This is a genomic window from Stenotrophomonas sp. LMG 10879, assembly GCF_002750935.1.
Classification (GTDB): Bacteria; Pseudomonadota; Gammaproteobacteria; order Xanthomonadales; family Xanthomonadaceae; genus Stenotrophomonas; species Stenotrophomonas lactitubi_B.
On sequence record NZ_PEJT01000004.1, the window covers coordinates 223,676 to 250,370 of the forward strand.

General features: G+C 67.0%; 25 protein-coding genes. 15 read left to right on the forward strand and 10 right to left on the reverse strand.

Translation table 11 applies throughout. The features are described 5' to 3' along the window. Positions 1–51 precede the first annotated feature (51 nt). Entirely contained in the window at positions 52–1,728 is a 1,677-nt protein-coding gene (locus tag CR919_RS07960) for an electron transfer flavoprotein-ubiquinone oxidoreductase (RefSeq protein ID WP_099819553.1), read from the reverse strand. Positions 1,729–2,031: 303 nt separating this feature from the next. Here CR919_RS07960 and CR919_RS07965 point away from each other — a divergent pair, with 303 nt between their 5' ends. Further along, positions 2,032–3,195: an acyl-CoA dehydrogenase family protein gene (locus CR919_RS07965; RefSeq protein WP_099819554.1), complete on the forward strand. Its 1,164-nt coding sequence runs from the start codon at positions 2,032–2,034 to the stop codon at positions 3,193–3,195. 118 nt (positions 3,196–3,313) lie between these two features. On the opposite strand, the gene CR919_RS07970 is transcribed toward CR919_RS07965, so the two are convergent. Then, positions 3,314–3,793, reverse strand: a complete 480-nt coding sequence (locus CR919_RS07970; protein WP_099819555.1) for a tRNA (cytidine(34)-2'-O)-methyltransferase — start codon at positions 3,791–3,793, stop codon at positions 3,314–3,316. A gap of 70 nt (positions 3,794–3,863) precedes the next feature. Further along, a complete protein-coding gene (locus CR919_RS07975) occupies positions 3,864–4,340 on the reverse strand; it encodes a hypothetical protein (protein WP_099819556.1) in 477 nt (158 codons plus the stop codon). Positions 4,341–4,744: 404 nt separating this feature from the next. On the opposite strand from CR919_RS07975, the gene CR919_RS07980 reads away from it, so the two are divergent. The 4 genes from CR919_RS07980 (at position 4,745) to CR919_RS07995 (ending at position 10,225) form a co-directional block, all read left to right on the forward strand. Continuing rightward, positions 4,745–7,594: a pitrilysin family protein gene (locus tag CR919_RS07980; RefSeq protein WP_099819557.1), complete on the forward strand. Its 2,850-nt coding sequence runs from the start codon at positions 4,745–4,747 to the stop codon at positions 7,592–7,594. A gap of 162 nt (positions 7,595–7,756) precedes the next feature. Next, on the forward strand, positions 7,757–8,074 hold the full coding sequence (locus tag CR919_RS07985) for a DUF4156 domain-containing protein (protein WP_025875855.1): 318 nt from the start codon (positions 7,757–7,759) through the stop codon (positions 8,072–8,074). Positions 8,075–8,176: 102 nt separating this feature from the next. Then, positions 8,177–9,193: a 3-oxoacyl-ACP synthase III gene (locus CR919_RS07990; protein ID WP_025875853.1), complete on the forward strand. Its 1,017-nt coding sequence runs from the start codon at positions 8,177–8,179 to the stop codon at positions 9,191–9,193. A gap of 141 nt (positions 9,194–9,334) precedes the next feature. Next, positions 9,335–10,225: an alpha/beta fold hydrolase gene (locus CR919_RS07995; protein WP_099819558.1), complete on the forward strand. Its 891-nt coding sequence runs from the start codon at positions 9,335–9,337 to the stop codon at positions 10,223–10,225. Positions 10,226–10,301: 76 nt separating this feature from the next. Here the strand turns inward: CR919_RS07995 and CR919_RS08000 are convergent, their stop codons facing one another. Continuing rightward, complete coding sequence (locus tag CR919_RS08000; RefSeq protein WP_004135417.1) at positions 10,302–10,727, reverse strand: YkgJ family cysteine cluster protein; 426 nt, start codon at positions 10,725–10,727, stop codon at positions 10,302–10,304. Positions 10,728–10,829: 102 nt separating this feature from the next. Here CR919_RS08000 and oleC point away from each other — a divergent pair, with 102 nt between their 5' ends. The 3 genes from oleC (at position 10,830) to CR919_RS08015 (ending at position 13,748) form a co-directional block, all read left to right on the forward strand. Continuing rightward, positions 10,830–12,488 carry an olefin beta-lactone synthetase gene (gene oleC, locus CR919_RS08005; RefSeq protein ID WP_099819559.1) on the forward strand — a complete coding sequence of 553 codons (1,659 nt, stop codon included), beginning with the start codon at positions 10,830–10,832 and terminating at the stop codon, positions 12,486–12,488. Next, on the forward strand, positions 12,485–13,471 hold the full coding sequence (gene oleD, locus CR919_RS08010) for a 2-alkyl-3-oxoalkanoate reductase (protein WP_099819560.1): 987 nt from the start codon (positions 12,485–12,487) through the stop codon (positions 13,469–13,471). The genes oleC and oleD overlap by 4 nt, the downstream gene beginning before the upstream one ends. A 121-nt stretch (positions 13,472–13,592) precedes the next feature. Continuing rightward, the gene (locus CR919_RS08015) at positions 13,593–13,748 is read left to right on the forward strand and encodes a DUF1328 domain-containing protein (protein ID WP_025875842.1); all 156 of its coding nucleotides are present in this window, start codon (positions 13,593–13,595) and stop codon (positions 13,746–13,748) included. Positions 13,749–13,847: 99 nt separating this feature from the next. On the opposite strand, the gene ddlA is transcribed toward CR919_RS08015, so the two are convergent. After that, entirely contained in the window at positions 13,848–14,945 is a 1,098-nt protein-coding gene (gene ddlA, locus CR919_RS08020) for a D-alanine--D-alanine ligase (protein ID WP_099819561.1), read from the reverse strand. A gap of 436 nt (positions 14,946–15,381) precedes the next feature. Between ddlA and CR919_RS08025 the strand changes: the two genes are divergently transcribed. Continuing rightward, a complete protein-coding gene (locus CR919_RS08025) occupies positions 15,382–16,017 on the forward strand; it encodes an SCP2 sterol-binding domain-containing protein (RefSeq protein WP_099819562.1) in 636 nt (211 codons plus the stop codon). Beyond that, the gene (ubiB, locus tag CR919_RS08030) at positions 16,014–17,669 is read left to right on the forward strand and encodes a ubiquinone biosynthesis regulatory protein kinase UbiB (protein ID WP_099819563.1); all 1,656 of its coding nucleotides are present in this window, start codon (positions 16,014–16,016) and stop codon (positions 17,667–17,669) included. Before CR919_RS08025 ends, ubiB begins: the two co-directional genes overlap by 4 nt. Before the next feature lie 50 nt (positions 17,670–17,719). Here ubiB and CR919_RS08035 read toward each other — a convergent pair whose 3' ends face one another. From CR919_RS08035 to CR919_RS08050, 4 genes are read right to left on the reverse strand one after another with little or no spacing between them, the layout of a single operon-like run. Beyond that, positions 17,720–18,505 carry a YaiO family outer membrane beta-barrel protein gene (locus CR919_RS08035; protein ID WP_099819564.1) on the reverse strand — a complete coding sequence of 262 codons (786 nt, stop codon included), beginning with the start codon at positions 18,503–18,505 and terminating at the stop codon, positions 17,720–17,722. A 5-nt stretch (positions 18,506–18,510) separates the two neighbouring features. After that, complete coding sequence (locus tag CR919_RS08040; protein WP_099819565.1) at positions 18,511–19,116, reverse strand: acetyltransferase; 606 nt, start codon at positions 19,114–19,116, stop codon at positions 18,511–18,513. Continuing rightward, on the reverse strand, positions 19,103–20,242 hold the full coding sequence (locus CR919_RS08045) for a glycosyltransferase family 2 protein (RefSeq protein WP_099819566.1): 1,140 nt from the start codon (positions 20,240–20,242) through the stop codon (positions 19,103–19,105). Before CR919_RS08045 ends, CR919_RS08040 begins: the two co-directional genes overlap by 14 nt. Further along, complete coding sequence (locus CR919_RS08050) at positions 20,242–20,853, reverse strand: PIG-L deacetylase family protein (protein ID WP_099819684.1); 612 nt, start codon at positions 20,851–20,853, stop codon at positions 20,242–20,244. The genes CR919_RS08045 and CR919_RS08050 overlap by 1 nt, the downstream gene beginning before the upstream one ends. A 308-nt stretch (positions 20,854–21,161) precedes the next feature. On the opposite strand from CR919_RS08050, the gene CR919_RS08055 reads away from it, so the two are divergent. Beyond that, complete coding sequence (locus CR919_RS08055; protein ID WP_099819685.1) at positions 21,162–21,743, forward strand: O-methyltransferase; 582 nt, start codon at positions 21,162–21,164, stop codon at positions 21,741–21,743. A 107-nt stretch (positions 21,744–21,850) separates the two neighbouring features. Then, positions 21,851–22,591, forward strand: coding sequence for a pseudouridine synthase (locus CR919_RS08060; RefSeq protein ID WP_099819567.1), 741 nt, complete (start codon positions 21,851–21,853; stop codon positions 22,589–22,591). Between the two features lie 106 nt (positions 22,592–22,697). Here the strand turns inward: CR919_RS08060 and CR919_RS08065 are convergent, their stop codons facing one another. Next, positions 22,698–23,216 (reverse strand): DUF2059 domain-containing protein, encoded by a 519-nt coding sequence (locus CR919_RS08065; protein ID WP_099819568.1) that lies wholly within the window; start codon positions 23,214–23,216, stop codon positions 22,698–22,700. 134 nt (positions 23,217–23,350) lie between these two features. Here CR919_RS08065 and arfB point away from each other — a divergent pair, with 134 nt between their 5' ends. The 3 genes from arfB (at position 23,351) to dcp (ending at position 26,657) form a co-directional block, all read left to right on the forward strand. Then, entirely contained in the window at positions 23,351–23,782 is a 432-nt protein-coding gene (gene arfB, locus CR919_RS08070; RefSeq protein ID WP_089241560.1) for an alternative ribosome rescue aminoacyl-tRNA hydrolase ArfB, read from the forward strand. A gap of 4 nt (positions 23,783–23,786) precedes the next feature. Continuing rightward, positions 23,787–24,389: a lysophospholipid acyltransferase family protein gene (locus CR919_RS08075; protein ID WP_099819569.1), complete on the forward strand. Its 603-nt coding sequence runs from the start codon at positions 23,787–23,789 to the stop codon at positions 24,387–24,389. Positions 24,390–24,500: 111 nt separating this feature from the next. Beyond that, entirely contained in the window at positions 24,501–26,657 is a 2,157-nt protein-coding gene (gene dcp / locus CR919_RS08080; RefSeq protein ID WP_099819570.1) for a peptidyl-dipeptidase Dcp, read from the forward strand. Positions 26,658–26,695 lie beyond the last annotated feature (38 nt).

A 26,695-nucleotide genomic window follows, 5' to 3' on the forward strand; every position in this document is an offset into this window, starting at 1 on the left:
CGGTCGCACGCAACGTGGGGCTGCGACCGGCGGTCGCAGCCCCCTCACCGGTCACATGCCGGAGTAGTTCGGTCCGCCGCCGCCCTGCGGGGTCACCCAGACGATGTTCTGGGTCGGATCCTTGATGTCGCAGGTCTTGCAGTGCACGCAGTTCTGCGCGTTGATCTGCAGCCGCGCATCGTTGCCGTCGCCGACGAACTCGTACACGCCCGCCGGGCAATAACGTGCTTCCGGACCGGCGTACTCGGCCAGGTTCACCTTCACCGGGATGCTCGCATCCTTCAGCGTCAGGTGGCTGGGCTGGTTCTCGTCGTGGTTGGTGCTGCTCAGGAACACCGAGCTGAGGCGGTCGAAGGTCAGCACGCCATCGGGCTTGGGATAGGCAATGCGCGCGTGCTTGGATGCCGGCTCCAGGCAGGCATGGTCCGGGATGCTGTGGCGCAGGGTCCACGGCGGATTGCGCACGCCCAGCTTCGGCAGCAGCCACTGCTCGATGCCGGTCATCAGCGTGGCCACGGTCTGGCCCTTCTTGAACCACTGCTTGAAGTTCTTCGACAGCTTCAGTTCGTCGTGCAGCCAGCTGCTTTCAAAGGCGGCCGGGTAGGCGCTGAGCTCGTCGTGCTGGCGATCGGCCACCAGCGCGTCGAAGGCGGCATCGGCGCACAGCATGCCGGTCTTGATCGCCGCGTGGCTGCCCTTGATGCGGCTGACGTTGAGGTAGCCGGCCTCGCAGCCGACCAGTGCACCACCGGGGAACACGGTCTTCGGCAGCGACATCAGGCCGCCGGCGGTGATCGCACGCGCGCCGTAACCGATGCGGGTGCCACCTTCCAGGTGCTTGCGGATCGACGGATGGGTCTTGAAGCGCTGGAACTCCTCGAACGGGCTCAGCCACGGGTTCTTGTAGTCCAGGCCGACCACGTAGCCGATGGCGACCTTGCCGCCGTCGGCGTGGTACAGGAACGCACCGCCGTAGGTATCGGTGTCCAGCGGCCAGCCGGCGGCGTGCACCACCAGGCCCGGCTCATGCTTGGCCGGGTCGATCTGCCACAGTTCCTTGATGCCGATGCCGTAGGCCTGCGGATCCTTGCCTTCGTCCAGCTTGAAACGGCTGATCAGCTGGCGGCCCAGATGGCCGCGCGCGCCTTCGGCGAAGATCGTGTACTTCGCCTGCAGCGCCATGCCGCGTTCGAAGGCCGGGCCGATGCTGCCGTCCTTTTCGATGCCCATGTCGCCGGTGGCCACGCCGATCACCGCGCCATCATCGCCGTACAGCACTTCGGCGGCGGCAAAGCCGGGGAAGATCGCCACTTCCAGCGCTTCGGCCTGCTGCGCCAGCCAGCGGGTGACCTCGCCGAGGCTGATGATGTAGTTGCCTTCGTTGTGGAAGCACTCGGGCAACAGCGCGTGCGGCGTGGTGCGCGCGCCGGTCTCGCTGAGGAACAGGAACTCGTCGCGGGTGACCTTCTGCTTCAGCGGTGCGCCGCGCTCGGCCCAGTCCGGGAACAGTTCGGTCAGCGCGCGCGGGTCCATCACTGCGCCGGACAGCACGTGCGCACCGGGCTCGGAGCCCTTCTCCAGCACGCAGACCGACAGTTCACGACCGGCTTCGATCGCGCGTTGGCGCAGGCGGATCGCGGTGGCCAGGCCGGCCGGGCCGGCACCGACGATGACCACGTCGAATTCCATGACTTCACGCGGGGGCAGGGCGTTGGCTTCAGCACTCATCGATTGCATGACTCGTGGGTAGTGCCGGCATCGGGGCCACCGGCGGTTGCCTGGGAATCGCGCGTGCAGCCACGGGCGAAACGGTTGTTTGAATGTTGTCAGGGTACCGGGCTGCGCGTGATCGAGCTAGATCGCCGATGTTCACACCGCGATTGCTGCAGTGCAGCGTACGCAGCGTCGGTAGCCGCCCACCTGGGTTGGCGTCCGCGGAAACGCCAGCGCCGACCGAGGTCGGTCTCTACCGGCACACCAAACCCACCCGGATGACCGACAATGGCCAGGTCCCGTCTGCGTGTGAGTGCCATGGCTTTGGATCCGTACGACCTGTTCGATGTCCGTTCCCTGCTCAGCGAGGAAGAGCGCGCAGTCCAGGAAAGCGTGGCCCGCTTCACCAACGAGCGCGTGCTGCCGATCATCGGCGATGCCTTCGACCAGGCGCGGTTCCCGTCGGAACTGGTGCCGGAGATCGCCTCGCTTGGCCTGCTCGGCGCCACGCTGCCGGCCGAGTACGGCGGCGGCGATCTGGGCGCGGTCAGTTACGGCCTGATCTGCCAGGAGCTGGAGCGCGGTGATTCGGGCCTGCGCAGCTTCGTGTCGGTGCAGAGCTCGCTGTGCATGTATCCCATCTACGCGTACGGCAGTGAAGAGCAACGCCGGCAGTGGCTGCCGGCAATGGCGCGCGGCGAACTGATCGGTTGCTTCGGCCTGACCGAGGCGCACGGCGGTTCCGATCCGGCCAGCATGAAGACCCGCGCGGTGCGCGATGGCAGCGACTGGCGCATCAGCGGCAGCAAGATGTGGATCACCAGCGGCCCGGTGGCCGACCTGGCCATCATCTGGGCGCAGACCGAAGACGGCATCCAGGGCTTCGTGCTGGAAAAGGGCATGGCCGGCTTCACCACCCAGGAAATCAAGCACAAGATGAGCCTGCGTGCGTCGCTGACCGGCGCGCTGTTCTTCGACGACGTGCGCGTGCCCGACAGCCACCGCCTGCCGAATGTAAAGGGCCTGAAGGGGCCGCTGGGCTGCCTGACCCAGGCGCGATTCGGCATCAGCTGGGGCCCGATCGGCTCGGCCATCGCCTGCCTGGACGAAGCGCTGGGCTATGCCAAGGAGCGCGTGCTGTTCGGCCGTCCGCTGGCCGCCACGCAGAGCGCGCAGATCAAGCTGGCCGAGATGGCCCGGCGCATCACCATGGCGCAGCTGCTGGCGCTGCAGCTGGGCCGCCTGAAGGAAGCCGGTCAGGTGCAGCCACAACAGGTCAGCCTGGCCAAGTGGAACAACTGCCGCATGGCGATCGACATCGCCCGCGAATGTCGCGATCTGCTGGGTGGCGCCGGCATCACCACCGAGCACGTGGCGATCCGCCATGCGCTGAACCTGGAATCGGTGATCACCTATGAAGGCACCGAGACCGTGCATCAGCTGGTGATCGGCCGCGAGCTGACCGGCATCAACGCGTTCTGAAAGCCCTCCACGCACGGCGTGGATCAAGCGGGATGACGGTAGTCGCCAACCTTGGTTGGCGCTCCGGTGCCGACCAAGGTCGGCATCTACCAGACGATCATCCACGCATGGCGTGGATCTACGCGCCGCCGGCAAACCCGTGCTGGCGCCACGCCTCGTACATCACCACCGCAACGGTGTTGGAAAGATTGAGGCTGCGGTTGTCCGGCCGCATCGGCAGGCGCAGGCGGCGACCATCGGGCAGGGCATCGAGCACCTCCTGCGGCAGGCCACGACTTTCCGGGCCGAACAGGAAGGCATCACCGTCGTCGAACGCCACGCTGTCATAGCGGACGCTGGCACGCGTACTCAGGGCGAACAACCGCTTCGGTGCGATCCGTGCCAGCGCAGTGTCCAGGTCGGGATGCACCTGCAGGCGCGAGTACTCGTGGTAGTCCAGGCCGGCGCGCTTGAGCTGCTTGTCTTCCAGTGCGAAGCCGAGCGGCTCGACCAGGTGCAGCTGCGCGCCGGTGTTGGCGCAGAGCCGGATCACATTGCCCGTGTTGGGCGGGATTTCCGGTTGGAACAGGATCACGTGGAACTGGGGCGCGGCATTCATCGGCGCAGTGTACCTGCGACGGCCGCCGCCTTTACGACGCACGCCCTGCGATGGGCAGGGCGGACGTCGCTTACGGGCGCAGCAGGACCTGGGCGGTTTCGGCAGCGAAGGCCTGCAGCTGGGCGGCGCTCGGACGCACCTGCAGGGCCGGCAGGTTGACGATCACCTGGTTGGCGACGCTGGTGGCGGCGGCGGCCAGGGTGGCGGCGTAGCGCTGGGCTTCCTGCTCGGCAGCCAGGGCGACACGCTGCTCCAGGCTCGGGCGGACTTCAACCGAGGCCAGGGTGGTGATCGGCAGCGCGGCGGCGACCGGGGCGGCGATGAAGCCGTCGCGCTCGCTCAGCTGGTCCGCGCTCGGGCGCACTTCAACGGTGGCCAGGGTGCGGATGCCGCTGGCCTGTTCCCAGGCCTGCTGGACCAGCTGGTCGGGGGCCGGGCGGACCTGCACGGTGGACAGGGTCTTGATGGATTCGGAGGCCTGCACCGACGAAACAACCGCGGTGCCGGCGATCAGGGCGATGGCGATGGCAATGGTCTTGGCGTTCATGACGGGGCCTGTTTAGTGTTGGTGAGCAGTGGTGTGGTAGTAAGGTAGAACACCAGTTCTGGGGATGCAAGCGGAATTTTCGATTTCCTGCTTTTGTTCAGTCTTCAGTCAGGTTTTGTCTGAAGCCCTTGCTGGCGCAGGAAGGACAAAGCAATCCCCGTGCCAACTTTTACTCATTGATTCATAAGGGTTTTATGGCGTATGAAAAGTGTCCGCCGGGCGGACACCTGTCCATTCGGGGTGCCGCGGACACTGTCCGGACGTGAATCACCGCCGTTCGTGACCCTGAAAACGTGATCGCGATGGCCGATGTGGCCGATCACCCCCAGTGACTGGTGGCCGATACCGGTGGCCGCACGCCCGCGCTAGGATCGGGATTCACCTATGTGACCAAGGACCCGGATATGTCGCTCACCCTGCGCCCGCGCGCCGCGCTGCTCGCTGTTGCTCTCAGTACTGCTCTCGGCACGCTCGCGCCGACCTACGCGCTGGCGGCCAAGCCGGCCGCGACCAGCAAGGTCGATATCCCGTTCGAGCAGTTCACCCTGCCCAACGGCCTGCGCGTGGTGGTGCACACCGATCGCAAGGCACCGATCGTTGCGGTCAACATCTGGTACCACGTCGGCAGCAAGGATGAGCCGGCCGGCCGTACCGGCTTCGCGCATCTGTTCGAGCACCTGATGTTCCAGAGCAGCGAGAACCACGACGGCGAGTACTTCGAGCCCTTCAAGCAGGTGGGTGCCACCGGCCAGAACGGCACCACCAATACCGACCGCACCAATTACTTCGAGAACGTGCCGACCACCGCGCTGGACATGGCGCTGTGGATGGAATCGGATCGCATGGGCCATCTGGTCGGCGCGATCGACCAGGCCGCGCTCGACGAGCAGCGTGGTGTGGTGCAGAACGAGAAGCGGCAGGGCGAGAACCAGCCCTATGGCCAGGTGTGGGAACAGCTCAACCGCGCGCTGTATCCGGTGGGCCACCCGTACCACCACAGCGTGATCGGCTCGATGAACGATCTCAACGCCGCCTCGCTGGACGACGTCAAGACCTGGTTCCGCACCTGGTACGGCCCGAACAACGCGGTGCTGGTGCTGGCCGGTGACATCGATCTGGCCACGGCCAAGGAAAAGGCCGCCAAGTACTTCGGCAGCATCCCGGCCGGCCCGACCATGGCACAGCCGAAGGTGGACGTGGCCAAGCGCCCGGCCGACACCCGCGAAGTAATGACCGACAAGGTGCCGCAGGCGCGCATCTACCGCGCCTGGAACGTGGCCCAGGTCGGCACCACCGACGTCGACCAGCTGCAGCTGCTGGCCTATGTGCTCGGCGGCGCCAAGTCTTCGCGCCTGAGCCAGCGCCTGCAGCACCAGGACAAGCTGGTGGACAACATCAGCGCTGGCGCCTACGCCTCGCAGCTGGGGTCCAACTTCATGGTGATGGCCACGGTGAAGCAGGGCCAGGATCCGGCCAAGGTCGAAAAGATCATCGATGAGGAAATCGAGCGCCTGCTGAAGGAGGGCCCGACCGCCGAAGAACTGGCACGCGCCAAGACCGGCTCGCGCGCTGCCTTCATCCGCGGCATCGAGCGCATCGGCGGCTTCGGCGGCAAGGCCGACGCGCTGGCCGAATGCACGGTGTACACCGGCGACCCGGGCTGCTTCCGCACCTCGCTGGCCAACATCGACAAGGCCACCGCTGCCGACCTCAAGCGCCTGGGCGCGCAGTGGCTGGACAAGGGCAGCCACACCCTGGTGGTCGAGCCGGGTGAACGCGTAGCGCTGAAGGAAGATCCGTCGCAGGCGCCGAAGCCATTCAACGTGCCGGCCGCGGACAGCAGGTACAGCACCCTGCCCGAGCAGGTGGACCGCAAGGCCGGCGTGCCGCAGACCCGCGAATTCCCGCAGCTGAAGTTCCCGGCACTGCAGCGCGCCACGCTGAAGAACGGCACCCAGGTGGTGCTGGCCGAGCGCCATGAGATTCCGGTGGTGCAGTTCAGCTACCAGTTCCCGGGCGGCTTCACCGCTGACCAGGGCCGCAAGCCGGGTACCGCCAACTTCACCATGAGCCTGATGACCGAAGGCGCTGGCAAGCTGGGTTCGCTGGCCTTCGCCGATGCGGCCGATGCGCTGGGTGCGGACCTCGATGCTTCCGCCGGCCTGGATTCGGTGGACGTGGAACTGTCCGCGCTGAAGGAGAACCTGGTGCCGTCGCTGGCGCTGTATGCCAGCCTGCTGCGCGAGCCGCGCTTCGAGCAGAGCGAGATCGACCGGGTCAAGGCGACCTGGATCGCCGGTATCCAGCAGGAGAAGGTCAATCCGGGTGCGGTGGCGATGCGCGTGCTGCCGCCGCTGTTGTACGGCAAGGGCCACCCCTACGCGATTCCGTTCACCGGCAGCGGTGATGAAGCGGCGATCAGCAGCCTGGGCCGCGAGGACCTGGTCGACTTCCACCGCGACTGGCTGCGTCCGCAGGACGGCACCCTGATCGTGGTCGGCGATACCACCTTGGCCGAGATCGTGCCGCTGCTGGACAAGCAGCTGGGCGACTGGAAGGCCACCGGTGATGCACCGACGATCAAGGCCACCACCGCCGTGGCACTGCCGAAGAGCCCGCGCGTGTTCCTGATCGACCAGCCGGGCGCGGTGCAGGCCAACCTGTTCGCCGGCCAGGTCGTGCCGCCGTCCAGCGACGCCAGCTCGACCCGCTTCGACATCGCCAACGGTGTGATCGGTGGCGACTTCACCTCGCGCCTGAACATGAACCTGCGCGAGGACAAGCACTGGTCCTACGGTGCCCGCACCAGCGCCAGCAACACCGTGGGCCAGCGCCCGTGGATGGCGATGGCACCGGTGCAGATCGACAAGACCGGCCCGGCCATGGCCGAAATGCGCAAGGAGATCGCCGAGTTCGCCAACGGCAGCAAGCCGGCGACCGACGCTGAAGTGGCGCGCATCCGCAACATCCAGACCCTGAGCCTGCCCGGTGCCTACGAGACCGCCAGCGCGGTGGCCGCGACCATCGGCACGATCGTGCAGTTCAAGCGCCCGGACGACTACGTGCTGCGCCGCAAGGCCGAGATCGAAGCGATGACCCCGGCACAGGTGCAGCAGGCGGCCGCGGAGATCAAGCCGCAGGCGCTGACCTGGGTGGTGGTGGGTGACCTCAAGCAGACCGAAGCGGCCGTACGCGCCTTGAACCTGGGCGAAGTGACCGTGATTGATGCCGAAGGCAACCCGGTAAAGAAGTAAGGCAATACGCCGGCCAGGGGTCGGATCCCTCCCCCAGGGAGGGCTCCGACCCCGTCGTACTCTGGGGTCAGAGCCCCCTGCGGGGGATCCGACCCCGTCCCGGCTATCCCTGATTCAGACGGTTCAGGCACACTCCTGACATTCCCTTCCAGGATCCTGCCCATGCGCGTTCTGCTGCTGTCGTCCCTGTTGCTCACCGTCACCGCCTGCACCTGGGTGCCGATCGAACCGGCCGGCAAGGCGACCCGCGTGCTGCCGGCAGGCCCGGTACCGGCCGGGTGCATCTCCAAGGGCGAAGTGGTGGTGACCGTGAAGAGCAAGGTCGGCTTCTACAACCGCAACCCGCTGCGCGTGCAGGAAGAGCTGGAGACCCTGGCCCGCAACGAGGCCCCGACCACCGGCGCCAACGCCGTGCAGGCCGCTGCGGCCCCGGCCGATGGCAGCCAGCGCTTCGCTGCTTTCCAGTGCCCGCCGCGCTGAATCCTTCACCATACGGCCAAGGCTGAATTCGTAAAGATGCGGTGAAGGCCCGGGGGGTTATAGAATAGCGCCCCCTTTGCCTGAGCCTTGGCGCTAACCTCGATGCTCTTCAAGAATGTCTCGATTGCCGGCCTGGCTCACGTTGATGCGCCGCACACGCTGACGACCAAGGAAATCAACGAACGGCTGCAGCCGACGCTGGATCGCCTTGGTATCCGTACCGATGTCCTCGGCGACATCGCCGGCATCCACGCGCGCCGCCTGTGGGACAACGGCGTGCTGGCGTCCGACGCGGCCACCATGGCCGGCCGCAAGGCACTGGAAGACGCAGGCATCGATGCGACGCAGGTGGGCCTGTTGATCAACACCTCGGTCAGCCGTGACTACCTGGAGCCGTCGACCGCCTCCATCGTGTCCGGCAACCTCGGTGTCAGCGACGAGTGCATGACCTTCGACGTCGCCAATGCCTGCCTGGCCTTCATCAACGGCATGGACATCGCGGCGCGCATGCTCGAGCGCGGCGAGATCGACTACGCGCTGGTGGTGGATGGCGAAACCGCCAACCTGGTGTACGAAAAGACCCTGGAGCGGATGACCGCGCCGGACGTCACCGCCGATGACTTCCGCAATGAGCTGGCGGCGCTGACCACCGGTTCCGGTGCGGCCGCGATGGTGATGGCCCGTTCGGAGCTGGTCCCCGACGCGCCGCGCTACAAGGGGGGCGTGACCCGCTCGGCCACCGAGTGGAACCAGCTGTGCCTGGGCAACCTGGACCGCATGGTCACCGACACCCGCATGCTGCTGATCGAGGGCATCAAGCTGGCCCAGAAGACCTTCACCGCCGCCAAGATCGCCTTGGGCTGGGCCGTGGAAGAGCTGGACCAGTTCGTCATCCACCAGGTCAGCCAGCCGCACACCGCTGCGTTCATCAAGAATTTCGGCATCGACCCGAAGAAGGTCATGACCATCTTCGGCGAGCACGGCAACATCGGTCCGGCCTCGGTGCCGATCGTGCTGAGCAAGCTCAAGCAGCTGGGCAAGCTGAAGAAGGGCGACCGCATCGCGCTTCTGGGCATCGGCTCGGGCCTGAACTGCTCGATGGCCGAAGTGGTCTGGTAAGACCCTTCTGCCAGACTCCCTGTAGAGCCGAGCCCACGCTCGGCTCACGCGCGCAGCGCGGTTCTTCCGCGGCCTGACCGGAGAGCAGCCGAGCATCGGCTCGGCTCTACACTGCGCCGCGATTCTTCCAAGGTGCTCCGCATGCGCGATCTTCCCGGTTACCCCGCCCACCCGCAGCGCTTCGAGGTCCGCCCCGGCCTGTCGATGAACTATCTCGACGAAGGCCCGTGCGACGGCGAGGTGGTGGTGATGGTGCACGGCAACCCGTCGTGGAGCTATTACTGGCGCACGCTGGTGGCCGGCCTGTCGGACCGGTACCGCTGCATCGTGCCGGACCATATCGGCATGGGCCTGTCGGACAAGCCCGACGACAGCCGCTACGAGTACACGCTGCAGTCGCGCGTGGATGATCTGGATGCGCTGCTGAAGCATCTGGGCATCACCGGCCCGGTGACCCTGGCCGTGCACGACTGGGGTGGCATGATCGGCTTCGGCTGGGCGCTGTCGCACCACGATCAGGTCAAGCGCCTGGTGGTGCTCAACACTGCCGCGTTCCCGATGCCGGCGGCGAAGAAGATGCCGTGGCAGATCGCGCTGGGGCGGCACTGGAAGATCGGCGAGTGGATCATCCGCACCTTCAATGCGTTCTCCTCCGGCGCGTCGTGGCTGGGCGTGGAGCGGAAGATGCCGGCCGACGTGCGCCGCGCCTATGTGTCGCCGTACAACAGCTACGCCAACCGCATCAGCACCATCCGCTTCATGCAGGACATCCCGCTGTCGCCGGCCGACAAGGCGTGGTCGCTGCTGGAGCGCGCCGGCAAGGCGCTGCCGTCCTTCGCCGATCGCCCGGCCTTCCTCGGCTGGGGCCTGTGCGACTTCGTGTTCGACCACCACTTCCTGAAGGGCTTCCAGGCCGCACTGCCGCAGGCGCAGGTACACGCGTTCGAAGATGCCGGTCACTACGTGCTGGAAGACAAGCATGAAGTGCTGGTGCCGGAAATCCGCGCGTTCCTGGACGCGAATCCGATCTAAGAGGTGTGCCGACCAACGGTCGGCACCCACCGGGAGAAGGAGAGGGTAGGTGCCGACCGTTGGTCGGCACGCCGGACTACGCCGCGATCGGGGCCTGCGGCGAGGGGCTGTTGCCGTTGTCGTCCGGGTGGTCGTCGTCGTTGCCTGCTTCGTCGCGCCAGCGCCAATCGGCCAGGGTCAGCGGATCCAGGCCATAGGCGATGCGCGCCTTGTCGCACTGCGGGCTGGCCTTGCCGTATTCCCATGACGCATCCACTTCGCGGCACACGCTGGGCCGGTTGGGATGGATCGTGCAGCGCGAATAGACGCCGATCTGCGCATCCAGCGCTACGCAGCGCACCGGCTTGGAATGGGTGCCGCGCATGCACAGGCGATGCGGGTCGAGCACCTCGGTGAGCTGGTGCGGCACGCCGCCGGGGGTGACCTCGTCCGATTCCATCCAGTGGAAGGCCACGCGGTACTGGGTGCAGCAGGCGCCGCAGGTCATGCAGGGATGTTGCATGGGCAAGCCGCCTCGGGCGGCATCGGGAAAGGGACGAGGATGCGGATTTTCCACGCTGGCGGCCGTCGCGCAAGAAATTCCGTAAGCGGCGACAATGAACGGATGAACCGATCCTGCAACATCGCCGCGCGGCTGCCCGAGCTGGCGCGTGAACGCCCCGACCAGATCGCCATCCGCTGCCCCGGCCGACGCGGCGCCGGCAACGGCATGGCGGCCTACGACGTGACCCTCGATTACCGCCAGCTGGACGCCCGCAGCGATGCGATGGCGGCCGGCCTGGCCGGCTACGGGATCGGCCGCGGGGTGCGTACGGTGGTGATGGTGCGGCCGTCGCCGGAGTTCTTCCTGTTGATGTTCGCCCTGTTCAAGCTGGGCGCGGTGCCGGTGCTGGTCGATCCGGGCATCGACAAGCGCGCGCTGAAGCAGTGCCTGGACGAGGCGCAGCCGCAGGCCTTCATCGGCATCCCGTTGGCCCACGTGGCGCGGCTCGCGCTGCGCTGGGCGCCTTCGGCGACCCGTCTGGTCACCGTCGGCCGTCGCCTGGGCTGGGGCGGTACCACCCTGGCCGCGCTGGAGCGTGCTGGCGCCAACCGTGGTGCGATGCTGGCCGACACCGATGGCGAGGACACCGCGGCGATCCTGTTCACCAGTGGCTCCACCGGCGTGCCCAAGGGCGTGGTTTACCGCCACCGCCACTTCGTCGGCCAGATCGAGCTGCTGGGCAGCGCCTTCGGCATGGAGGCGGGTGGGGTGGACCTGCCGACCTTCCCGCCGTTTGCCCTGTTCGATCCGGCGCTGGGCCTGACCTCGGTCATTCCGGACATGGACCCGACCCGGCCGGCCCAGGCCGATCCGGCGCGCCTGCATGACGCCATCCAGCGTTTCGGCGTGACCCAGCTGTTCGGCTCGCCTGCGTTGATGCGGGTGCTGGCACGGCATGGGCGGCCGCTGCCGTCGGTGACCCGGGTGACCTCCGCCGGTGCACCGGTGCCGCCGGACGTGGTCGCCACCATCCGCAGCCTGCTGCCGGCCGATGCCCAGTTCTGGACACCGTATGGCGCCACCGAGTGCCTGCCGGTGGCAGTGGTCGAGGGGCGCGAGCTGGAGCGTACGCGCGCGGCCACCGAGGGCGGTGCCGGCACCTGCGTCGGCAGCGTGGTCGCACCCAACGAGGTGCGCATCATCGCCATCGACGACGCGCCGCTGCCGGACTGGTCGCAGGCGCGCGTGCTGGCCGTGGGCGAGATCGGCGAGATCACCGTGGCCGGGCCGACCGCCACTGACAGCTATTTCAACCGCCCGCAGGCGACGGCGGCGGCGAAGATCAGCGAAACCCTGGCCGATGGCAGCGTCCGCATCGTGCATCGCATGGGCGATGTCGGCTACTTCGATGCGCAGGGGCGGCTGTGGTTCTGTGGCCGCAAGACCCATCGCGTGCAAACCGCGCACGGGCCGCTGTACACCGAACAGGTCGAGCCGGTGTTCAACACCGTGCCCGGGGTGGCACGCACGGCGCTGGTCGGCGTCGGCGCAGCCGGTGCGCAGGTGCCGGTGCTGTGCGTGGAGCTGCAGCGCGGCCAGTCCGACAGCCCTGCCTTGCGTGAGGCGCTGCATGCCACGGCCGCTGCGCGTCTGCCCGAGCTGACGCTGGAACACGTGCTGATGCACCCGGCGTTCCCCGTCGATATCCGTCACAACGCCAAGATCGGCCGCGAGAAGCTCGCCGTCTGGGCCCGCGCCGAACTGGAGAAGCGCGCATGAAGATCCTGGTCACCGGTGGTGGTGGTTTCCTTGGCCAGGCGCTGTGCCGTGGCCTGCTCGAACGTGGCCACCAGGTGCTGGCGTTCAACCGCAGCCATTACCCGGAACTGCAGGCGCTGGGCGTGGGCCAGATCCGCGGCGACCTGGCCGACCCGCAGGCGGTGCTGCATGCAGTGGCCGGTGTCGATGCGGTGTTCCACAACGGCGCCAAGGCCGGTGCGTGGGGCAGCTATGACAGCTATCACCAGGCCAACGTGGTCGGCACCGACAACGTCATCGCCGCCTGCCGCGCGCATGGCATCGGCAAGCTGGTCTATACCTCCACGCCCAGCGTGACCCATCGCGCCACGCACCCGGTGGAAGGACTGGGTGCGGACGACGTGCCCTATGGCGAGGACTTCCAGGCGCCGTATGCAGCAACCAAGGCCATTGCCGAACAGCGGGTGCTGGCGGCCAACGACGCCACGCTGGCGACCGTGGCGCTGCGCCCGCGCCTGATCTGGGGCCCGGGCGACCAGCAGCTGGTGCCGCGCCTGGCCGATCGTGCACGCGCTGGCCGCCTGCGCCTGGTGGGCGATGGCAACAACAAGGTCGATACCACCTACATCGACAACGCCGCGCTGGCGCATTTCCTCGCCTTCGAGGCGCTGGCTCCGGGTGCTGCCTGCGCCGGCAAGGCGTACTTCATTTCCAATGGCGAGCCGCTGCCGATGCGCGAGCTGGTCAACAAGCTGTTGCAGGCGGTGGGGGCACCGACCGTGGACAAGGCGATCAGCTTCAAGACGGCGTATCGCATCGGCGCGATCTGCGAGCGGCTGTGGCCGCTGCTGCGCCTGCGTGGCGAGCCGCCGCTGACGCGCTTCCTGGCCGAGCAGCTGTGTACGCCGCACTGGTACAGCATGGAGCCGGCACGCCGTGATTTCGGCTACGTGCCGCAGGTCAGCATCGAAGAAGGACTGCGACGGCTGAAGGCCGCATCATGACGGCGGCATCACCGCGCTGAAGCCTTCATTACGCGCAGAGATCGCCATCACCGGTTGCACACCGGCAGATGCGCAGGATGGACACAACGCCACCCACGGCCGACCACCTGCGAGGAGCACCATGCTGCATTACGCCGTCATCTTCTTTGTCATCGCCATCATCGCCGCCGTGCTCGGTTTCTCCGGCATTGCCGGTGCCGCCAGCAACATTGCCTGGATCCTGTTCGTGGTGTTCCTGGTGCTGGCCGTGATCTCGATGTTCCGCAAGCGCACATGACCGCTTGAGCCGTAGTGCCGGCCGTTGGCCGGCAACCTCGACAGTTGCGGGGTTGCCGGCCAGCGGCCGGCACTACCGAAGCGCGGTACCGAAGCGCGGTCAACGAACTGCGCTATGCAATCCGCGATCGGCTTCGTGCCGTTCCAGCGCCAGTTCGATCAGGCGCGTGATCAGCGTGGTGTAGTCCACGCCACTGGCGCCCCACAGCTTCGGATACATGCTGATGCGGGTGAAGCCCGGCAGCGTGTTGACTTCATTGATGACGATCTGGCCATCGGCGGTCAGGAACACATCCACGCGCGCCATGCCGGCGCACTCCAGCGCCTGGTAGGCCTGCAACGCGATCTGCTGGATACGCGCCTGCGTTGCCGCATCGATTGCGGCCGGTACCACCACCTCAGCACCGTCTTCGTTGATGTACTTGGTGTCGTAGGCATAGAACTCGTCGTGCAGTACCACCTCGCCACAGACGCTGGCCTGCGGCCGCTCGTTGCCGAGCACGGCGCATTCGATCTCGCGGCCGGCCACGGCCGATTCCGCCAGGACCTTGTGGTCGTAGCGCAGTGCGGTCTGCAATGCCGCGGCGAAACCCGCTGCATCCTTGACCTTGCTCACGCCCACCGATGAGCCCTGGTTGGCCGGCTTCACGAACAGCGGCAGGCCAAGCACTTCGATCAGCGCCGCGACATCGACCGCATCGGCTTCATGGCGACGGATGCACACCCAGGGCGCCACCTGCAGGCCCGCATCACGCAGCAGGCGCTTGGTCACGTCCTTGTCCATGGCCACCGCCGAACCCAGCACCGGCGAGCCGACGAAGGGCAGGTTGGCCATGCGCAGCAGCCCCTGCAGCGCACCGTCCTCGCCCAGTGGTCCGTGCACGATCGGCAACACCACATCGATCTGCCCCAGCGCGCTGCCCGCATCGGTCGGCTGCAGCTGCGCCTGCTCGGTACCGGGCAGCACCGCCAGCGCGGTACCGGAAGCATGCAGGGCGATGCGCGCCGGATCATCCGCATTGAGCAGGAAAGTATCCGGCTGGCTCAGGTGCCACTGGCCCTGCTTGTCGATGCCGACCAGCACCGGCTCGAAGCGCTCCCGATCCAGCGCATCGAGAATGTTCTTCGCCGACTGCAGTGAAACCTCGTGTTCGGAAGACCTGCCACCGAAGATGATGCCGACCCGGGTCCGTGCCATGGAAGTGCGATGTCCTGTGCGTTGCGTGGCTGCATAGCATGAACCTTCATCGGCCTTCCGCGTGAGGCACAGATGAACCAGAAATCCAGTCGCGCGTGTCATCCACGCATGGCCTGGATCTACCGTGTCGACCAAGGTCGACACCCACCAACAGCAGCAGCCGACACCCATCAACAGCAGCAGCGGACCCCGTGCCGTTCCGACAGATCACGGGAAACTGTCGAAGGCGGGGTGGGTCCGGTTGCGGGGGCGTGAGCGCCATGGATGGCGCGACCGAGCTTACAGGGACGTACTTGCAGCGTCCCCCGCAACCGGACCCACCCCGCCTCCCCACTGCACGCCGGCGTTTGACCTTGCGGTTGCCCTGGCCGTTGCGTCTGCGGGTGCCGGGCGGCAGCCCGGCCCAGCCCCCCACCCACGCAGGTAGAATGCGCACATGGCTCTTTCCCTGCTCAAGTCCCTCAAGCCGGTCGCTGGCCGCGCGCTGCAGATCGCCCTGAACCGCGCGCTGGCGCTGGATCCGGATACCCGCCATGCACTGGCCAGCCTCGACGGTCGCCACATCGACCTGACCCTGGACGCACCGCCGCTGGCGATGCGCATCAGTGTTGATGGCAACCAGCTGCGGGTGGGCCCGGTGGATGCGCAGGAAGCCGACCTGGCCGTGCGCAGCAGCCTGGCCGGTGTGCTGGCGCAGCTGCCGTTGCTGGCGCGTGCGCGCCAGGGTGCTGACAACGGCAAGGGCCGCGTACGCGTGGCCGGCGACGCCGAGCTGGCGCGCCGCCTGCAGCAGCTGGCCAAGGGCTTCGATCCGGACTGGCAGCAGCCGTTCGTCAGCGTGTTCGGCGACGTGCTCGGCGTGCAGGTGGCCAACACCCTGCGCAGTGCCCTGCAGCACGCCCGCCAGGGCGCGATCGACCTGGCCCACAGTGCCGCTGAATTCATCACCGAGGAATCGCGCGACGTGGTGCCACGTGCTGAACTGGATGCTTTCCACGACGACGTGGACGTACTGCGCGATGATGTCGAGCGCCTCGGCGCACGCGTGCAGCGCCTGCGGGGGGCCGCATGAAGGCGCTGCTGCGGGCCAGCCGCATCGGCCGGGTGATCCTGCGTTACCGCCTCGACGACCTGCTGCAGGGCACGCCGGCCGAGCGCTGGCTGCGCTTGGCCAAGCCGTTCGTGCCGCGCGCTTCAGCCGACATCGCCGCACAGTCGCGCGGTGCACGCCTGCGCCTGGCGCTGCAGGATCTGGGGCCGATCTTCGTCAAGTTCGGGCAGATCCTGTCGACCCGCCGCGACCTGGTGCCGCCGGATGTGGCCAATGAGCTGACCCTGCTGCAGGACCGGGTCAAACCCTTCGACGGCGACGCGGCGCGCCGCATCGTCGAGGAAGCGCTGGGCCTGCCGGTCAGCGAAGCCTTCGCCAGTTTCGACACCGAACCGCTGGCCTCGGCCTCGATCGCGCAGGTGCACGCGGCCACCCTGGCCGATGGCCGCCAGGTGGTGGTCAAGGTGCTGCGCCCGGGCATCGAGAAGCAGATCGACGCCGACATCGCCCTGCTCAACTCGCTGGCAACGCTGGTCGAGCGCACCCATCCGCGTGCCGACAAGATCCGCCCGCGCGAAGTGGTGGCCGAAGTCGAAAACACCCTGGCGGCCGAGCTCGACCTGCAGCGCGAAGGCGCCAATGCCAGCGTGCTGCGCCGCTTCTGGGAGAACTCCGACGACCTGTACGTGCCGGAAGTGATCTGGAGCCATACCGCCGAGCGCGCCCTGACCCTGGAGCGCGTATGGGGCATTCCCTCCGATGACATCGCCGCACTGGACAAGGCCGGCATCGACCGCAAGGCGCTGGCCGCCAAGGGCGTGCGGGTGTTCTACACCCAGGTGTTCCGCGACAACTTCTTCCATGCCGACGCGCACGCCGGCAACATCTGGGTCGACATCGATCCGGCGCGCCGCGACAACCCGCGCTTCATCGCGCTGGACTTCGGCATCATGGGCCAGCTCTCGCAGGAAGATCAGTACTACCTGGCCGAGAATTTCATGGCCATCTTCAACCGCGACTACCGCCGCATCGCCGAACTGCACGTGCAGGCGCGCTGGATGCCCGACAACGTGCGCATCGATGATCTGGAAGCGGCGGTGCGTTCGGTGTGCGAGCCGTACTTCACCCGCCCGCTGTCGCAGATCTCGCTGGCCGAAGTGCTGATGAAGCTGTTCCGCGTGGCCCAGCGCTACCAGTTGACCCTGCAGCCGCAGTTGATCCTGCTGCAGAAGACCCTGCTCAACATCGAAGGCGTCGGCCGCCAGCTCGATCCGCAGATCGACATCTGGGCGGTGGCCAAGCCGGTGCTGGCGAAGATCCTGCGCGAGCGCTACAGCCCGCGCCGTGTCGTGCGCGAGATCGGCAAGCGCCTGCCGGAAATCATGACCCATGCGCCGGACATGCCGCGCCTGGTGCACGCCTGGCTGACCCAGCAGGTGGAAGGCCGGCATGAACTGGCGATGCGCTCGCGCGATCTGGTCGCACTCGATGCCAGCCTGCAGCGGCTGCAGAAGCGCGCGGTCGGGGCGATCACCGGCGTTGGTCTGCTGGCGATTGCCGCATTGATGTACGTGCTGCAGCCGCCGGGCTGGTACTGGGGTGACGTGCCGGCGTGGAGCTGGTTGTCCGGTACCGTTGGCGTGTTCGCGCTGGCGCGTGCCTGGTGGCGATGACCGCAGCCTGCTGAAACGGCGACGACAGCGGACCGTCGTCGCCGGCTGGATTACCAGCGGTAGCCCAGGCCCACCTGCGTATGCACGCTCTGGAAGCGATCCAGGCGTGTCTTGTGCCAGGTCTTGCCCAGCCCGACGTCGAGTACCAGGTGCTCTACCAGCGGCTGGCTGCGGCGCAGGAACAGGCGCTTGGCTTCGTGTTCGCGCAGCAGCAGCGGGTCGGCATCGGCGGTATAGCCCGACGTGCCACTGCCCAGCCACAGCTGGGTCGAGCCATGCCCCTGACGGTCCTTCAGACGCAGTGACACGGTGCTGCCATGGCCATCGGGCCCGTTGGACTGGCGATGGCGCTCATGCTTGACCGATGCCGTCACCCGCGGGAAGTAGTGGGAGGCACCGATCGACCAGCCATTGACGTAGCCGCTGCCGTGGTACTCGGCGTACTTGCCACCTACGCTCAGGACGGTCTTCCTGGCCACCTTCCACAGGATGTCCTGGTTGATCTGGCGGTTGACGAAGACCGGATCGTCGTTGGACGCCATCACCGATGTACGCGTGGTGACGGTGTCTGACCAGTCGTGGTGCAACGAACCCTGCACCCGGTTTCCGCTGTAGCGCGAGCTGCCGTAATCGCGCTCGCCGTGGGCCAGGCCCAGGTGCCAGCGACTGGCGCCGGTGCGACCTGCCACATCCACTGTCTGCACGTCGCGCTTGCCGAAGCCTTCGTTGTAGTCGGTGTGGTCCAGTTGCAGGGAAACACGGTCGACACCGGCATGGGCGCTGGCGGCGGCCAGCAGCAGGGCGCACGGCAGTACGCCACGATTGATGAATCGCATGGTGATTACTCCAGGGGTTGGGAATGCAGGTGTTGCAGCAGGCGATAGCGGCCCGCCGGCAGGTTCCGTTCCACGGTGATCCGCGGCCCGAACTGGCTGCCCGGTGCGACGATGCGACCGGGCAGGATGATCACGCCGACGCCCAGCGCCGCACCTGCGCCGACCCACGCGCCGAGCTTGTCGCGCTGGCTGTCGATGACCTGGCCATCGACATGCACGGCGATCGACGCGCCGTCCAGGCGGTGGTTGCTGGTGCGCACGAGGGCACCCAGATAGGCGTGGTCGTCGATGCGGCTGTCGCCGATGAAGCACTGCGGACCGATGCTGACCCGCTGGCCGACCACGGTGTTCTTGAGCTCGCTGGCAAAGCCGATGCGGGTGCCGTCACCGATGCGCAGCGGACCACGCAGCAGCGCATCGTTGCCGATCAGGCAGTGGCGTCCGATCGACACCGGCCCCTGGATATGGGCACCATCGCAGATGCGGCTGCCGACGCCGATGCGCACCGCACCGCGTATCGTGGCCTGTGGCGATATGTCCGCGCGTGGATCGAGGCAGGGCTGCAGCGATGCCAGTTCGCCGGCCATTGCTTCCAGGTCATTCCACCACATGCGGATACCTCGTCGGCTTGTCGCGTTCCGGCTCGCGGCCGGTGAACAGCCCCTTCAGTCCATGGATCAGCCAGACCGCATAGGCCAGCAGCACATACAGCACGGAGAACGCTGCAGCCGGTACCAGCCAGGCGCGCCGGTGGTGCACGGCACTGACCAGGCCCAGCGCCATCACGATGCCGATCCAGACCAGCGGCACCACCGCCACCACCAGGCCGGCGGGGCCATGCACCGTAGCGGCGCCGAATGCCACCTGCAGCCCCGCGGTGATGCCCAGCAGCGCCAGCAGGATCATCGGCAGGATGCTGAAGAGGCCGAAGCGGGTCAGCAGCAACCGCCGATGCAGGCGCATGCACACCGCATAGCCGACGATCCAGCGCCGCCAGCGGCGCCATTCCTCCACCAGCGTGCTGCATTCCTGCGGGTAGACCACGCAGCGGATGCTCTGCCGTACCCGATAGCCCTGGGCCACCAGCGACCAGGACATGTCCAGGTCTTCGACCCGGGTGCGGTCGGAAAAACCGACCTTGCGCAGCACGCTGGTGCGGAACAGCCCGCACGAGCCGGAGACGATGAACGGCGCACCGCCCAGCCACTGCTGGAAGCTGCGCTTGATGACGATCATCGGCAGCTTCAGGCTGGCCCGCACGTGCGGAAGAAAGCCGGCGCCCTGCAGGCATGACGATGGCACGCCACCCACCGCGTCGGCGCCACGTTCTATTTCCGCCAGCAGGTGGCCCAGGCCGGTACTGCGTGGATCGACGCGTGTGTCAGCATCGGTCAGGAATACCTGGGCGGTGGTCACATGCTGCAGCCCGTGCATCAGCGCACCGCCCTTGCCGGTATTGGCCTGGTGCACGGCAAGCAGGCGATCAGGCCACTGCAGTTGCAGCGCATCCAGCACCTGCGCGGTGGTGTCGGTGGAGCCGTCGTTCACGCAGATCACCCGCGCGATGTAGGGGTTCTGCAGCAGATCGGTGAGCGAGCGTCGCAGGCACGGTGCTTCGTTGTAGGCCGGCACGATCGCATCGATGCTGCGCAGTTGCCCGCTGGGCCTGCGCGTTGCGTGGACCAGCAGGCGCACGACGATGAAGACGCACATCGCCACGAACAGCAGGGTTTTCATCACAGCACCAGCCGATGCGGCACGAAGCCTTCGCTGGGGCCGACACCCGCCTGTTGGCCGCGGAACTGGGCATGGCAGCGCAGATGGCTTTCCTGCATGTAAGGGCGATCACCCTGGCTGGCGTGTTCGCGCAGTGCGCGGATCTTCAGTTCCAGCTGCACGCTGATGTCTTCAAACACCTGCGGGACGAACTGCGGCAGCGTGCTTGGGCTCTCGTAGCACAGGATCTGCGGCACGCTGCGGCAGGCGACGATCGAGGCTTCATGGGCGGTGCGATGATCCTGGTGATGGTCTTCGCCGCACATCGTGTAGACGCGCTGTGGCCGGATGGCGTCGCAGGCCTGCTCCAGCGCGCTGATGATGGCGTTGCGGCAGGACGGGAAACAGGTATCCGGGAAGTCATGCTGCAGCACCTGGCGGACGCCGAGCTGCCGCAGCGCGCGATGCGATTCGTCGCTGCGATCGGCGCCATCGTGACAGCCGCGACCACCCCGGCTGAGTACCAGGGCATGGATGCGCGCGCCGGCGAAGGCGAGCTTGGCCAGGCTGCCGCCACAGCCCAGTTCGATGTCATCGGGATGGGCGCCGATTGCCAGGATGTCGTGGGCCATGGCCATGTCCTTGCGGGAATCCAGGGGAAATGCGGCAGACGCGTTGAACGCACTGCAGCGGGCGCGGACTATCGCAATGGCCAGGTGAAAAAGGGCCTAGGAACATTACGAAAACGCGTCGACGCTCGGCCCAGGCCTTGCCGTGCAACAACGCGGCGAGACAAGGCATCGGCCGCCGGCAGTGGGTGAACGGCTCCACGGAGGCCGATGACGTCAATGCACAGATGCGGACAGGCGCTTTGGAAGCAGCGAGAATGCTGCTGGCGCATCGCCATCCGGCGTTTGCCCGTACCGCGGAGATCGAGCCGATGGATCTGGCTGCACTGAAGGATGAACTGGCCCGCTTCGGCAGCCACAACGATGCGTGCGAAACCGAACGCGGCCGGCGCATGCTCAACATCACCGCCGATACCGGTGAGCTGCTGTCGGTGCTGGTGCGTTTCGGCAATGCCCGCCGCGTGCTGGAGATCGGCACCTCCAATGGGTATTCCACGCTGTGGCTGGCCGAGGCTGCCGCTGCCATCGATGGCAGGGTGACCACGCTGGAGTTCGCCGCCGACAAGGTGGCGATGGCCCGCGCGAATTTCGCCCGCAGTGGATTGGGTGAGCGCATCGACCTGGTCCACGCTGATGCCGGGCAATGGCTGGCGCAGGCGGTGGAGGGCTGCATCGACCTGCTGTTCCTGGATTCGGATCGCGGGCAGTACGCAGGCTGGTGGCCGCAGCTGCGCCGGGTGCTGCGCCCCGGCGGCCTGCTGGTGGTCGACAACGCCACCTCGCATGCCGAGCAGATGGAACCCCTGCGCGCCCTGCTGGCTGCCGATGCGGCGTTCACCACCAGCCTGGTGCCGGTGGGCAATGGCGAGCTGCTGGCGCTGCGCAACGCCTGACTGCTTTACAGGTAGGTGCCAACCTTGGTTGGCACGCTATTGCCGGGCGCGCGGAGCAGTCGAGCGTGGGCTCGGCTCTACAGAGGGCAGGCCTTTATAATCGCGCGGTGAGTACCGAACCTGACACCCTCGCCGCGGTCGAGATTGAAACCGCGCCCCTGCAGCTGCTGCACCTGGACGAACGCCTGGCGGTGGTCAACAAGCCGGCCGGGCTGATGGTCCACGACAGCAAGCTGGCCCGTGGCGAAGATGATTTCCTCGCTGATCGCCTGCGCGAGCAGCTGGGCCGGCCGATCTTCCTGGTCCATCGCCTGGATCGCGCCACCAGTGGCTGCCTGCTGCTGGCGTTCGACCGCGACGCCGCCAGCATGCTGGGCAAGGCGCTGATGGGCGGCGAGGTGAGCAAGGACTATCTGGCGATCTGCCGCGGCTGGCCGGCCGAGGAGGCCTGGCAGGTCGACCATGATCTGGACGGCGGTCCGGGCAAGCCGGTGAAGAAGCCGGCGGTGACCGATTTCCAGCGTCTGGCTGCCGGCGAACTGTCGGTGCCGGTGGGGGAGTTCGCCAGTTCGCGCTACGCGCTGCTGCGCTGCCAGCCGCAGACGGGGCGCTTCCGGCAGATCCGCCGGCATCTGAAACACCTGTCTCACCACCTGATCGGCGATACCAGCCATGGTGATGGCCGGCACAACCGCAACTTCCGCATGCAGGGGGTGCACCGCATGCTGCTGCATGCCGAGCGGCTGCGCTTCCCGCATCCGGATGGCGGCACGGTGGACGTGCGGGCCCCGGTCGACGGTGAGTTCCAGAAGGCGCTGGACCTGTTCGGCTGGAGCCAGGACCTGTAGAGCCGAGCCCACGCTCGGCTGCGCTTCCCGGCGCTGCGCGCCGCCGCCCGAGCATGGGCTCGGGCGCTACGGAAATCCGGGTTGCCGGCCAGCGGCCGGCACTACCTCACTTTTTTTCCGGCTCGTTGACGATCGCTTCCAGATCCTTCTGCAGATCGGCGAACAGCGGCTGCATGCGCGTCTGGATCGCCACCATCACGTTCTGCATCAGCGCCGGGGTCTTGTCGAGCAGGCTCTGGCCGGCCGGGCTCTCGTAGAACTCGGCCATGGCCAGCACGTCTTCCTTGCTGAAGGTCTTCTTGTACAGGTCCACGTACATCGGCCGCAGCTGCTGCCACGACAGTGCCTGGCGCAGGGTCTGGCTGGTACGCGCCTGGATGCGCTGCAGCTGTTCCTGCTGCTGGGCGTTGAGCTGGCGCTGTGCGGCCACCTGCTGGAACTGCTGCTGTTGCATCGCTTCGATCTGCGGCAGCATGGTGTCGATCATGCTCTGCGCACGCGAGGCCGACAGCAGGCGGTTGATGTCGCCATCGGTGGGCGCTGCGGCCAGCACCGGCGCGCTTGCTGCGGCCAGCACCAGCAGCAGGGTTGCGCGGCGCAACACGGAGGGAACGAAGCGGATCATGCGGAGCGTCCTGCAGTACACGGGACCGCAAGCATACCCCCGGCAAAGGCGAAGGCGGCGTGTTCGGTGCCTGATCGGCGGCATACGGCGCGCGATGGCAGCCACGGCAACGCGGCTGCCGCTACAATGCGCGGATGGGCAACGGACCGGTCACCATCAGCGCGCAGCTTGAAATCCCCGACGGCGAGATCGTCGAGCGTTTCGTGCGTGCCAGTGGCGCCGGCGGCCAGAACGTCAACAAGGTCTCCACCGCGGTGGAACTGCGTTTCGACGTGGCCGGTTCGCCCTCGTTGCCCGAACCGTTGCGCGAGCGCCTGCTGGCGCGGCGCGACCGGCGCATGACCGGCGAAGGCGTGCTGGTCATCGACGCGCAACGGTTCCGCACCCAGGATCGCAATCGCGAGGATGCGCGCGAGCGGCTGGCGGCCTTCATCCAGGCCGGGCTGAGCGTGCCCAAACCACGCAAGGCCACCAAGCCGACCTTCGGGTCGAAACTGCGTCGTCTGGACGCCAAACGCGGGCGCGCGCAGATCAAGCGCGGGCGCTCATCACGTGACTGGGAGTGATTGCTTGAACAACCCGACGCCGTTGCTGCCGGCCATTCCGCCGAACATGCCGCAGGTCAGACCCAACCGTTTCCTGCGCTGGCTGGCGCGCTGCACGCTGCGCATGGGCGGCTGGAAGGTGACCGGCACCCTGCCGGACATCCCGAGGCTGGTGTTCATCATCGCCCCGCATTCGTCCAACTGGGACGGCCTGTGGGGCATGGCGGCGAAGATCGCGCTGGGCATGAAGGTGAAGGTGCTGGGCAAGGCCTCGCTGTTCTGGTGGCCGCTGGGTCCGCTGCTGCACAAGCTGGGCGTGATCCCGCTGGACCGCAGCTCGCCGCAGGGCACCGTCGGCCAGGCCGTGGACCTGCTGCGCGACAACGAGAAGATGTGGTTCGCGATCACCCCGGAAGGGACCCGCAAGGCCGTCAAGGAATGGAAGGCCGGTTTCCTGAAGATCGCGCGGATGGCCGACGTGCCGATCCTGGCGGCGTACTTCCACTACCCGGAGAAGATCATCGGCATCGGTCCGGTGTTCACGCCGACCGGCGATGACGCCGCCGACATGGCCGCCATCCGCGAGTTCTACCGGCCGTGGATCGGCAAGACCCGCGGCACGGTCTGAGCCGGCCGCTGCCGGCAGCGCAGACGCCACGTCCGGCACATGCCGGGCGCCCGTGACAGGAGTAGGGTGGACGGCTGCCATCCCGTACCGTCTGCCCAAGGAGCGTTTTACATGTCGCGTACCGTAGTCCTGGCCGCCGCCATCAGCCTGGCGCTGGCGGCCTGTTCCGGCAAGGAGTCCACCCCCGTGTCCGAAGCCCAGAAAGCACCGGCCCAGCAGCCGGCCGAAGCCTCCACCAACCCGCTGCTGACCGCCAGCAGCCTGCCGTTCCAGGCACCGCCGTTCGACAAGATCAAGGACAGCGATTACCTGCCGGCCTTCGAAGAAGGCATGCGCCAGCATCTGGCCGACGTGCGCAAGATCGCCGACAGCGCCGAGCCGGCCACCTTCGACAACACCATCGTGGCGATGGAGCGCAGCGGCGAGACCCTGACCCGCGTGTCGCGCATCTTCTTCGGCCTGGTCCAGGCCGATACCAACGATGCCCGCCAGAAGATCCAGGAAGAAGTGGCGCCGAAGCTGGCCGCGCACCAGGATGAGATCAACCTCGATCCGAAGCTGTTCGCGCGCGTGAAGTCGCTGTACGACCAGCGCGAGACGCTGGGCCTGGATCCGGTGCAGAAGCGCCTGGTCGAGCATTACTACGATGGCCTGGTGCGCGCCGGTGCACAGCTGTCCGACGCCGACAAAGCGTCGCTGCGCAAGCTCAACGTGGAAGAGACCACGCTCTCCACCCAGTTCCACACCCGCCTGGTGGCGGCAACCGCCGCTGCCGCGGTGGTGGTGGACGACAAGGCCAAGCTGGCCGGCCTGGACGAGGGCGCGGTCAACAACGCCGCCGCCGCCGCCAAGGACCGCAAGCTGGACGGCAAGTTCCTGCTGCCGCTGCAGAACACCACCCAGCAGCCGGTGCTTGGCTCGCTGAGCGACCGCGACCAGCGTGCCGCCGTGCTGAAGGCTTCGGAAACCCGCGCCGAGCGCGGCGATGCCAACGACACCCGGCAGACCGTGCAGCGCCTGGCCCAGCTGCGTGCGCAGAAGGCCAAGCTGCTCGGCTTCGACACCTTCGCCGACTACCAGCTGGGCGACCAGATGGCCAAGACCCCGGCGGCCGCGCTGAAGCTGCTGACCGACACCGTGCCTGCCGCCACTGCCAAGGCGCGTGCCGAAGCCGGCGAGATCCAGAAGGTGATCGACGCGCAGAAGGGTGGCTTCCAGGTGGCCGCCTCGGATTGGGACTTCTACGCCGAGCAGGTGCGCAAGGCCAAGTACGATCTGGACGAGTCGCAGATCAAGCCGTACTTCGAACTGGACAACGTGCTGCAGAACGGCGTCTTCTACGCCGCCACCCAGCTGTACGGCATCACCTTCAAGCCGCGCACCGACATTCCGACCTACAACCCGGACATGAAGGTGTACGAAGTGTTCGACAAGGACGGCACCTCGCTGGCCCTGTTCTACACCGACTATTTCAAGCGTGACAGCAAGTCCGGTGGCGCCTGGATGGACGTGTTCGTCGAACAGGACGGCCTGACCGGTGCCAAGCCGGTGGTCTACAACGTCTGCAACTTCACCAAGCCGGCCGCTGGCCAGCCTGCGCTGATCAGCTTCGACGACGTCACCACGATGTTCCATGAGTTCGGCCATGCACTGCACGGCATGTTCTCGAACGTGAAGTATCCGTCGATCGCTGGCACCGCCACCTCGCGCGATTTCGTCGAGTTCCCGTCGCAGTTCAACGAACACTGGGCGCTGGACCCGAAGGTGTTCGCCAACTACGCCAAGCACTACAAGACCGGCGAAGCGATGCCGCAGGAACTGGTCGACAAGATCCTCAAGGCGCGCAGCTTCAACCAGGGCTATGCGACCACCGAGTACCTGTCGGCCGCACTGCTCGACCTGGCCTGGCACACGCAGAAGGCCGATGCGCCGCTGCAGGATGTCGGCGCCTTCGAAGCCAGCGCGTTGAAGAAGTTCAAGGTCGACCTGCCGCAGGTGCCGCCGCGTTACCGCACCACCTACTTCGACCACATCTGGGGTGGCGGTTACTCGGCCGGCTACTACGCCTACTTCTGGGCGGAAGTGCTGGACCATGACGCCTACCAGTGGTTCACCGAACACGGTGGCCTGACCGCCGCCAACGGCCAGGAATTCCGCGACAAGATCCTCTCGCGCGGCAACAGCGTGGAGCTGTCGACCCTGTACCGCGATTTCCGCGGCAAGGACCCGTCGGTGGAACCGCTGCTGAAGTTCCGCGGCCTGAAGTAAGCAACAGAAAACGGCGGGGGAAACCCCGCCGTTTTTCT

Excerpts from the sequence above, each read along its gene's own strand:
- arfB (WP_089241560.1), top strand. The coding sequence starts at position 23,351 with ATGGGCAACGGACCGGTCACCATCAGCGCGCAGCTTGAAATCCCCGAC.
- ddlA (WP_099819561.1), bottom strand. The coding sequence starts at position 14,945 with ATGGCACGGACCCGGGTCGGCATCATCTTCGGTGGCAGGTCTTCCGAA.
- CR919_RS08065 (WP_099819568.1), bottom strand. The coding sequence starts at position 23,216 with ATGATCCGCTTCGTTCCCTCCGTGTTGCGCCGCGCAACCCTGCTGCTG.
- oleD (WP_099819560.1), top strand. The coding sequence starts at position 12,485 with ATGAAGATCCTGGTCACCGGTGGTGGTGGTTTCCTTGGCCAGGCGCTG.
- CR919_RS08055 (WP_099819685.1), top strand. The coding sequence starts at position 21,162 with ATGGATCTGGCTGCACTGAAGGATGAACTGGCCCGCTTCGGCAGCCAC.
- dcp (WP_099819570.1), top strand. The coding sequence starts at position 24,501 with ATGTCGCGTACCGTAGTCCTGGCCGCCGCCATCAGCCTGGCGCTGGCG.
- oleC (WP_099819559.1), top strand. The coding sequence starts at position 10,830 with ATGAACCGATCCTGCAACATCGCCGCGCGGCTGCCCGAGCTGGCGCGT.
- CR919_RS07960 (WP_099819553.1), bottom strand. The coding sequence starts at position 1,728 with ATGAGTGCTGAAGCCAACGCCCTGCCCCCGCGTGAAGTCATGGAATTC.
- CR919_RS08000 (WP_004135417.1), bottom strand. The coding sequence starts at position 10,727 with ATGCAACATCCCTGCATGACCTGCGGCGCCTGCTGCACCCAGTACCGC.
- CR919_RS07975 (WP_099819556.1), bottom strand. The coding sequence starts at position 4,340 with ATGAACGCCAAGACCATTGCCATCGCCATCGCCCTGATCGCCGGCACC.
- CR919_RS08045 (WP_099819566.1), bottom strand. The coding sequence starts at position 20,242 with ATGAAAACCCTGCTGTTCGTGGCGATGTGCGTCTTCATCGTCGTGCGC.
- CR919_RS07995 (WP_099819558.1), top strand. The coding sequence starts at position 9,335 with ATGCGCGATCTTCCCGGTTACCCCGCCCACCCGCAGCGCTTCGAGGTC.
- CR919_RS08050 (WP_099819684.1), bottom strand. The coding sequence starts at position 20,853 with ATGGCCCACGACATCCTGGCAATCGGCGCCCATCCCGATGACATCGAA.
- CR919_RS08015 (WP_025875842.1), top strand. The coding sequence starts at position 13,593 with ATGCTGCATTACGCCGTCATCTTCTTTGTCATCGCCATCATCGCCGCC.
- CR919_RS07970 (WP_099819555.1), bottom strand. The coding sequence starts at position 3,793 with ATGAATGCCGCGCCCCAGTTCCACGTGATCCTGTTCCAACCGGAAATC.
- CR919_RS07990 (WP_025875853.1), top strand. The coding sequence starts at position 8,177 with ATGCTCTTCAAGAATGTCTCGATTGCCGGCCTGGCTCACGTTGATGCG.
- CR919_RS08035 (WP_099819564.1), bottom strand. The coding sequence starts at position 18,505 with ATGCGATTCATCAATCGTGGCGTACTGCCGTGCGCCCTGCTGCTGGCC.
- CR919_RS08040 (WP_099819565.1), bottom strand. The coding sequence starts at position 19,116 with ATGTGGTGGAATGACCTGGAAGCAATGGCCGGCGAACTGGCATCGCTG.
- CR919_RS07985 (WP_025875855.1), top strand. The coding sequence starts at position 7,757 with ATGCGCGTTCTGCTGCTGTCGTCCCTGTTGCTCACCGTCACCGCCTGC.
- ubiB (WP_099819563.1), top strand. The coding sequence starts at position 16,014 with ATGAAGGCGCTGCTGCGGGCCAGCCGCATCGGCCGGGTGATCCTGCGT.
- CR919_RS07965 (WP_099819554.1), top strand. The coding sequence starts at position 2,032 with ATGGCTTTGGATCCGTACGACCTGTTCGATGTCCGTTCCCTGCTCAGC.
- CR919_RS07980 (WP_099819557.1), top strand. The coding sequence starts at position 4,745 with ATGTCGCTCACCCTGCGCCCGCGCGCCGCGCTGCTCGCTGTTGCTCTC.
- CR919_RS08025 (WP_099819562.1), top strand. The coding sequence starts at position 15,382 with ATGGCTCTTTCCCTGCTCAAGTCCCTCAAGCCGGTCGCTGGCCGCGCG.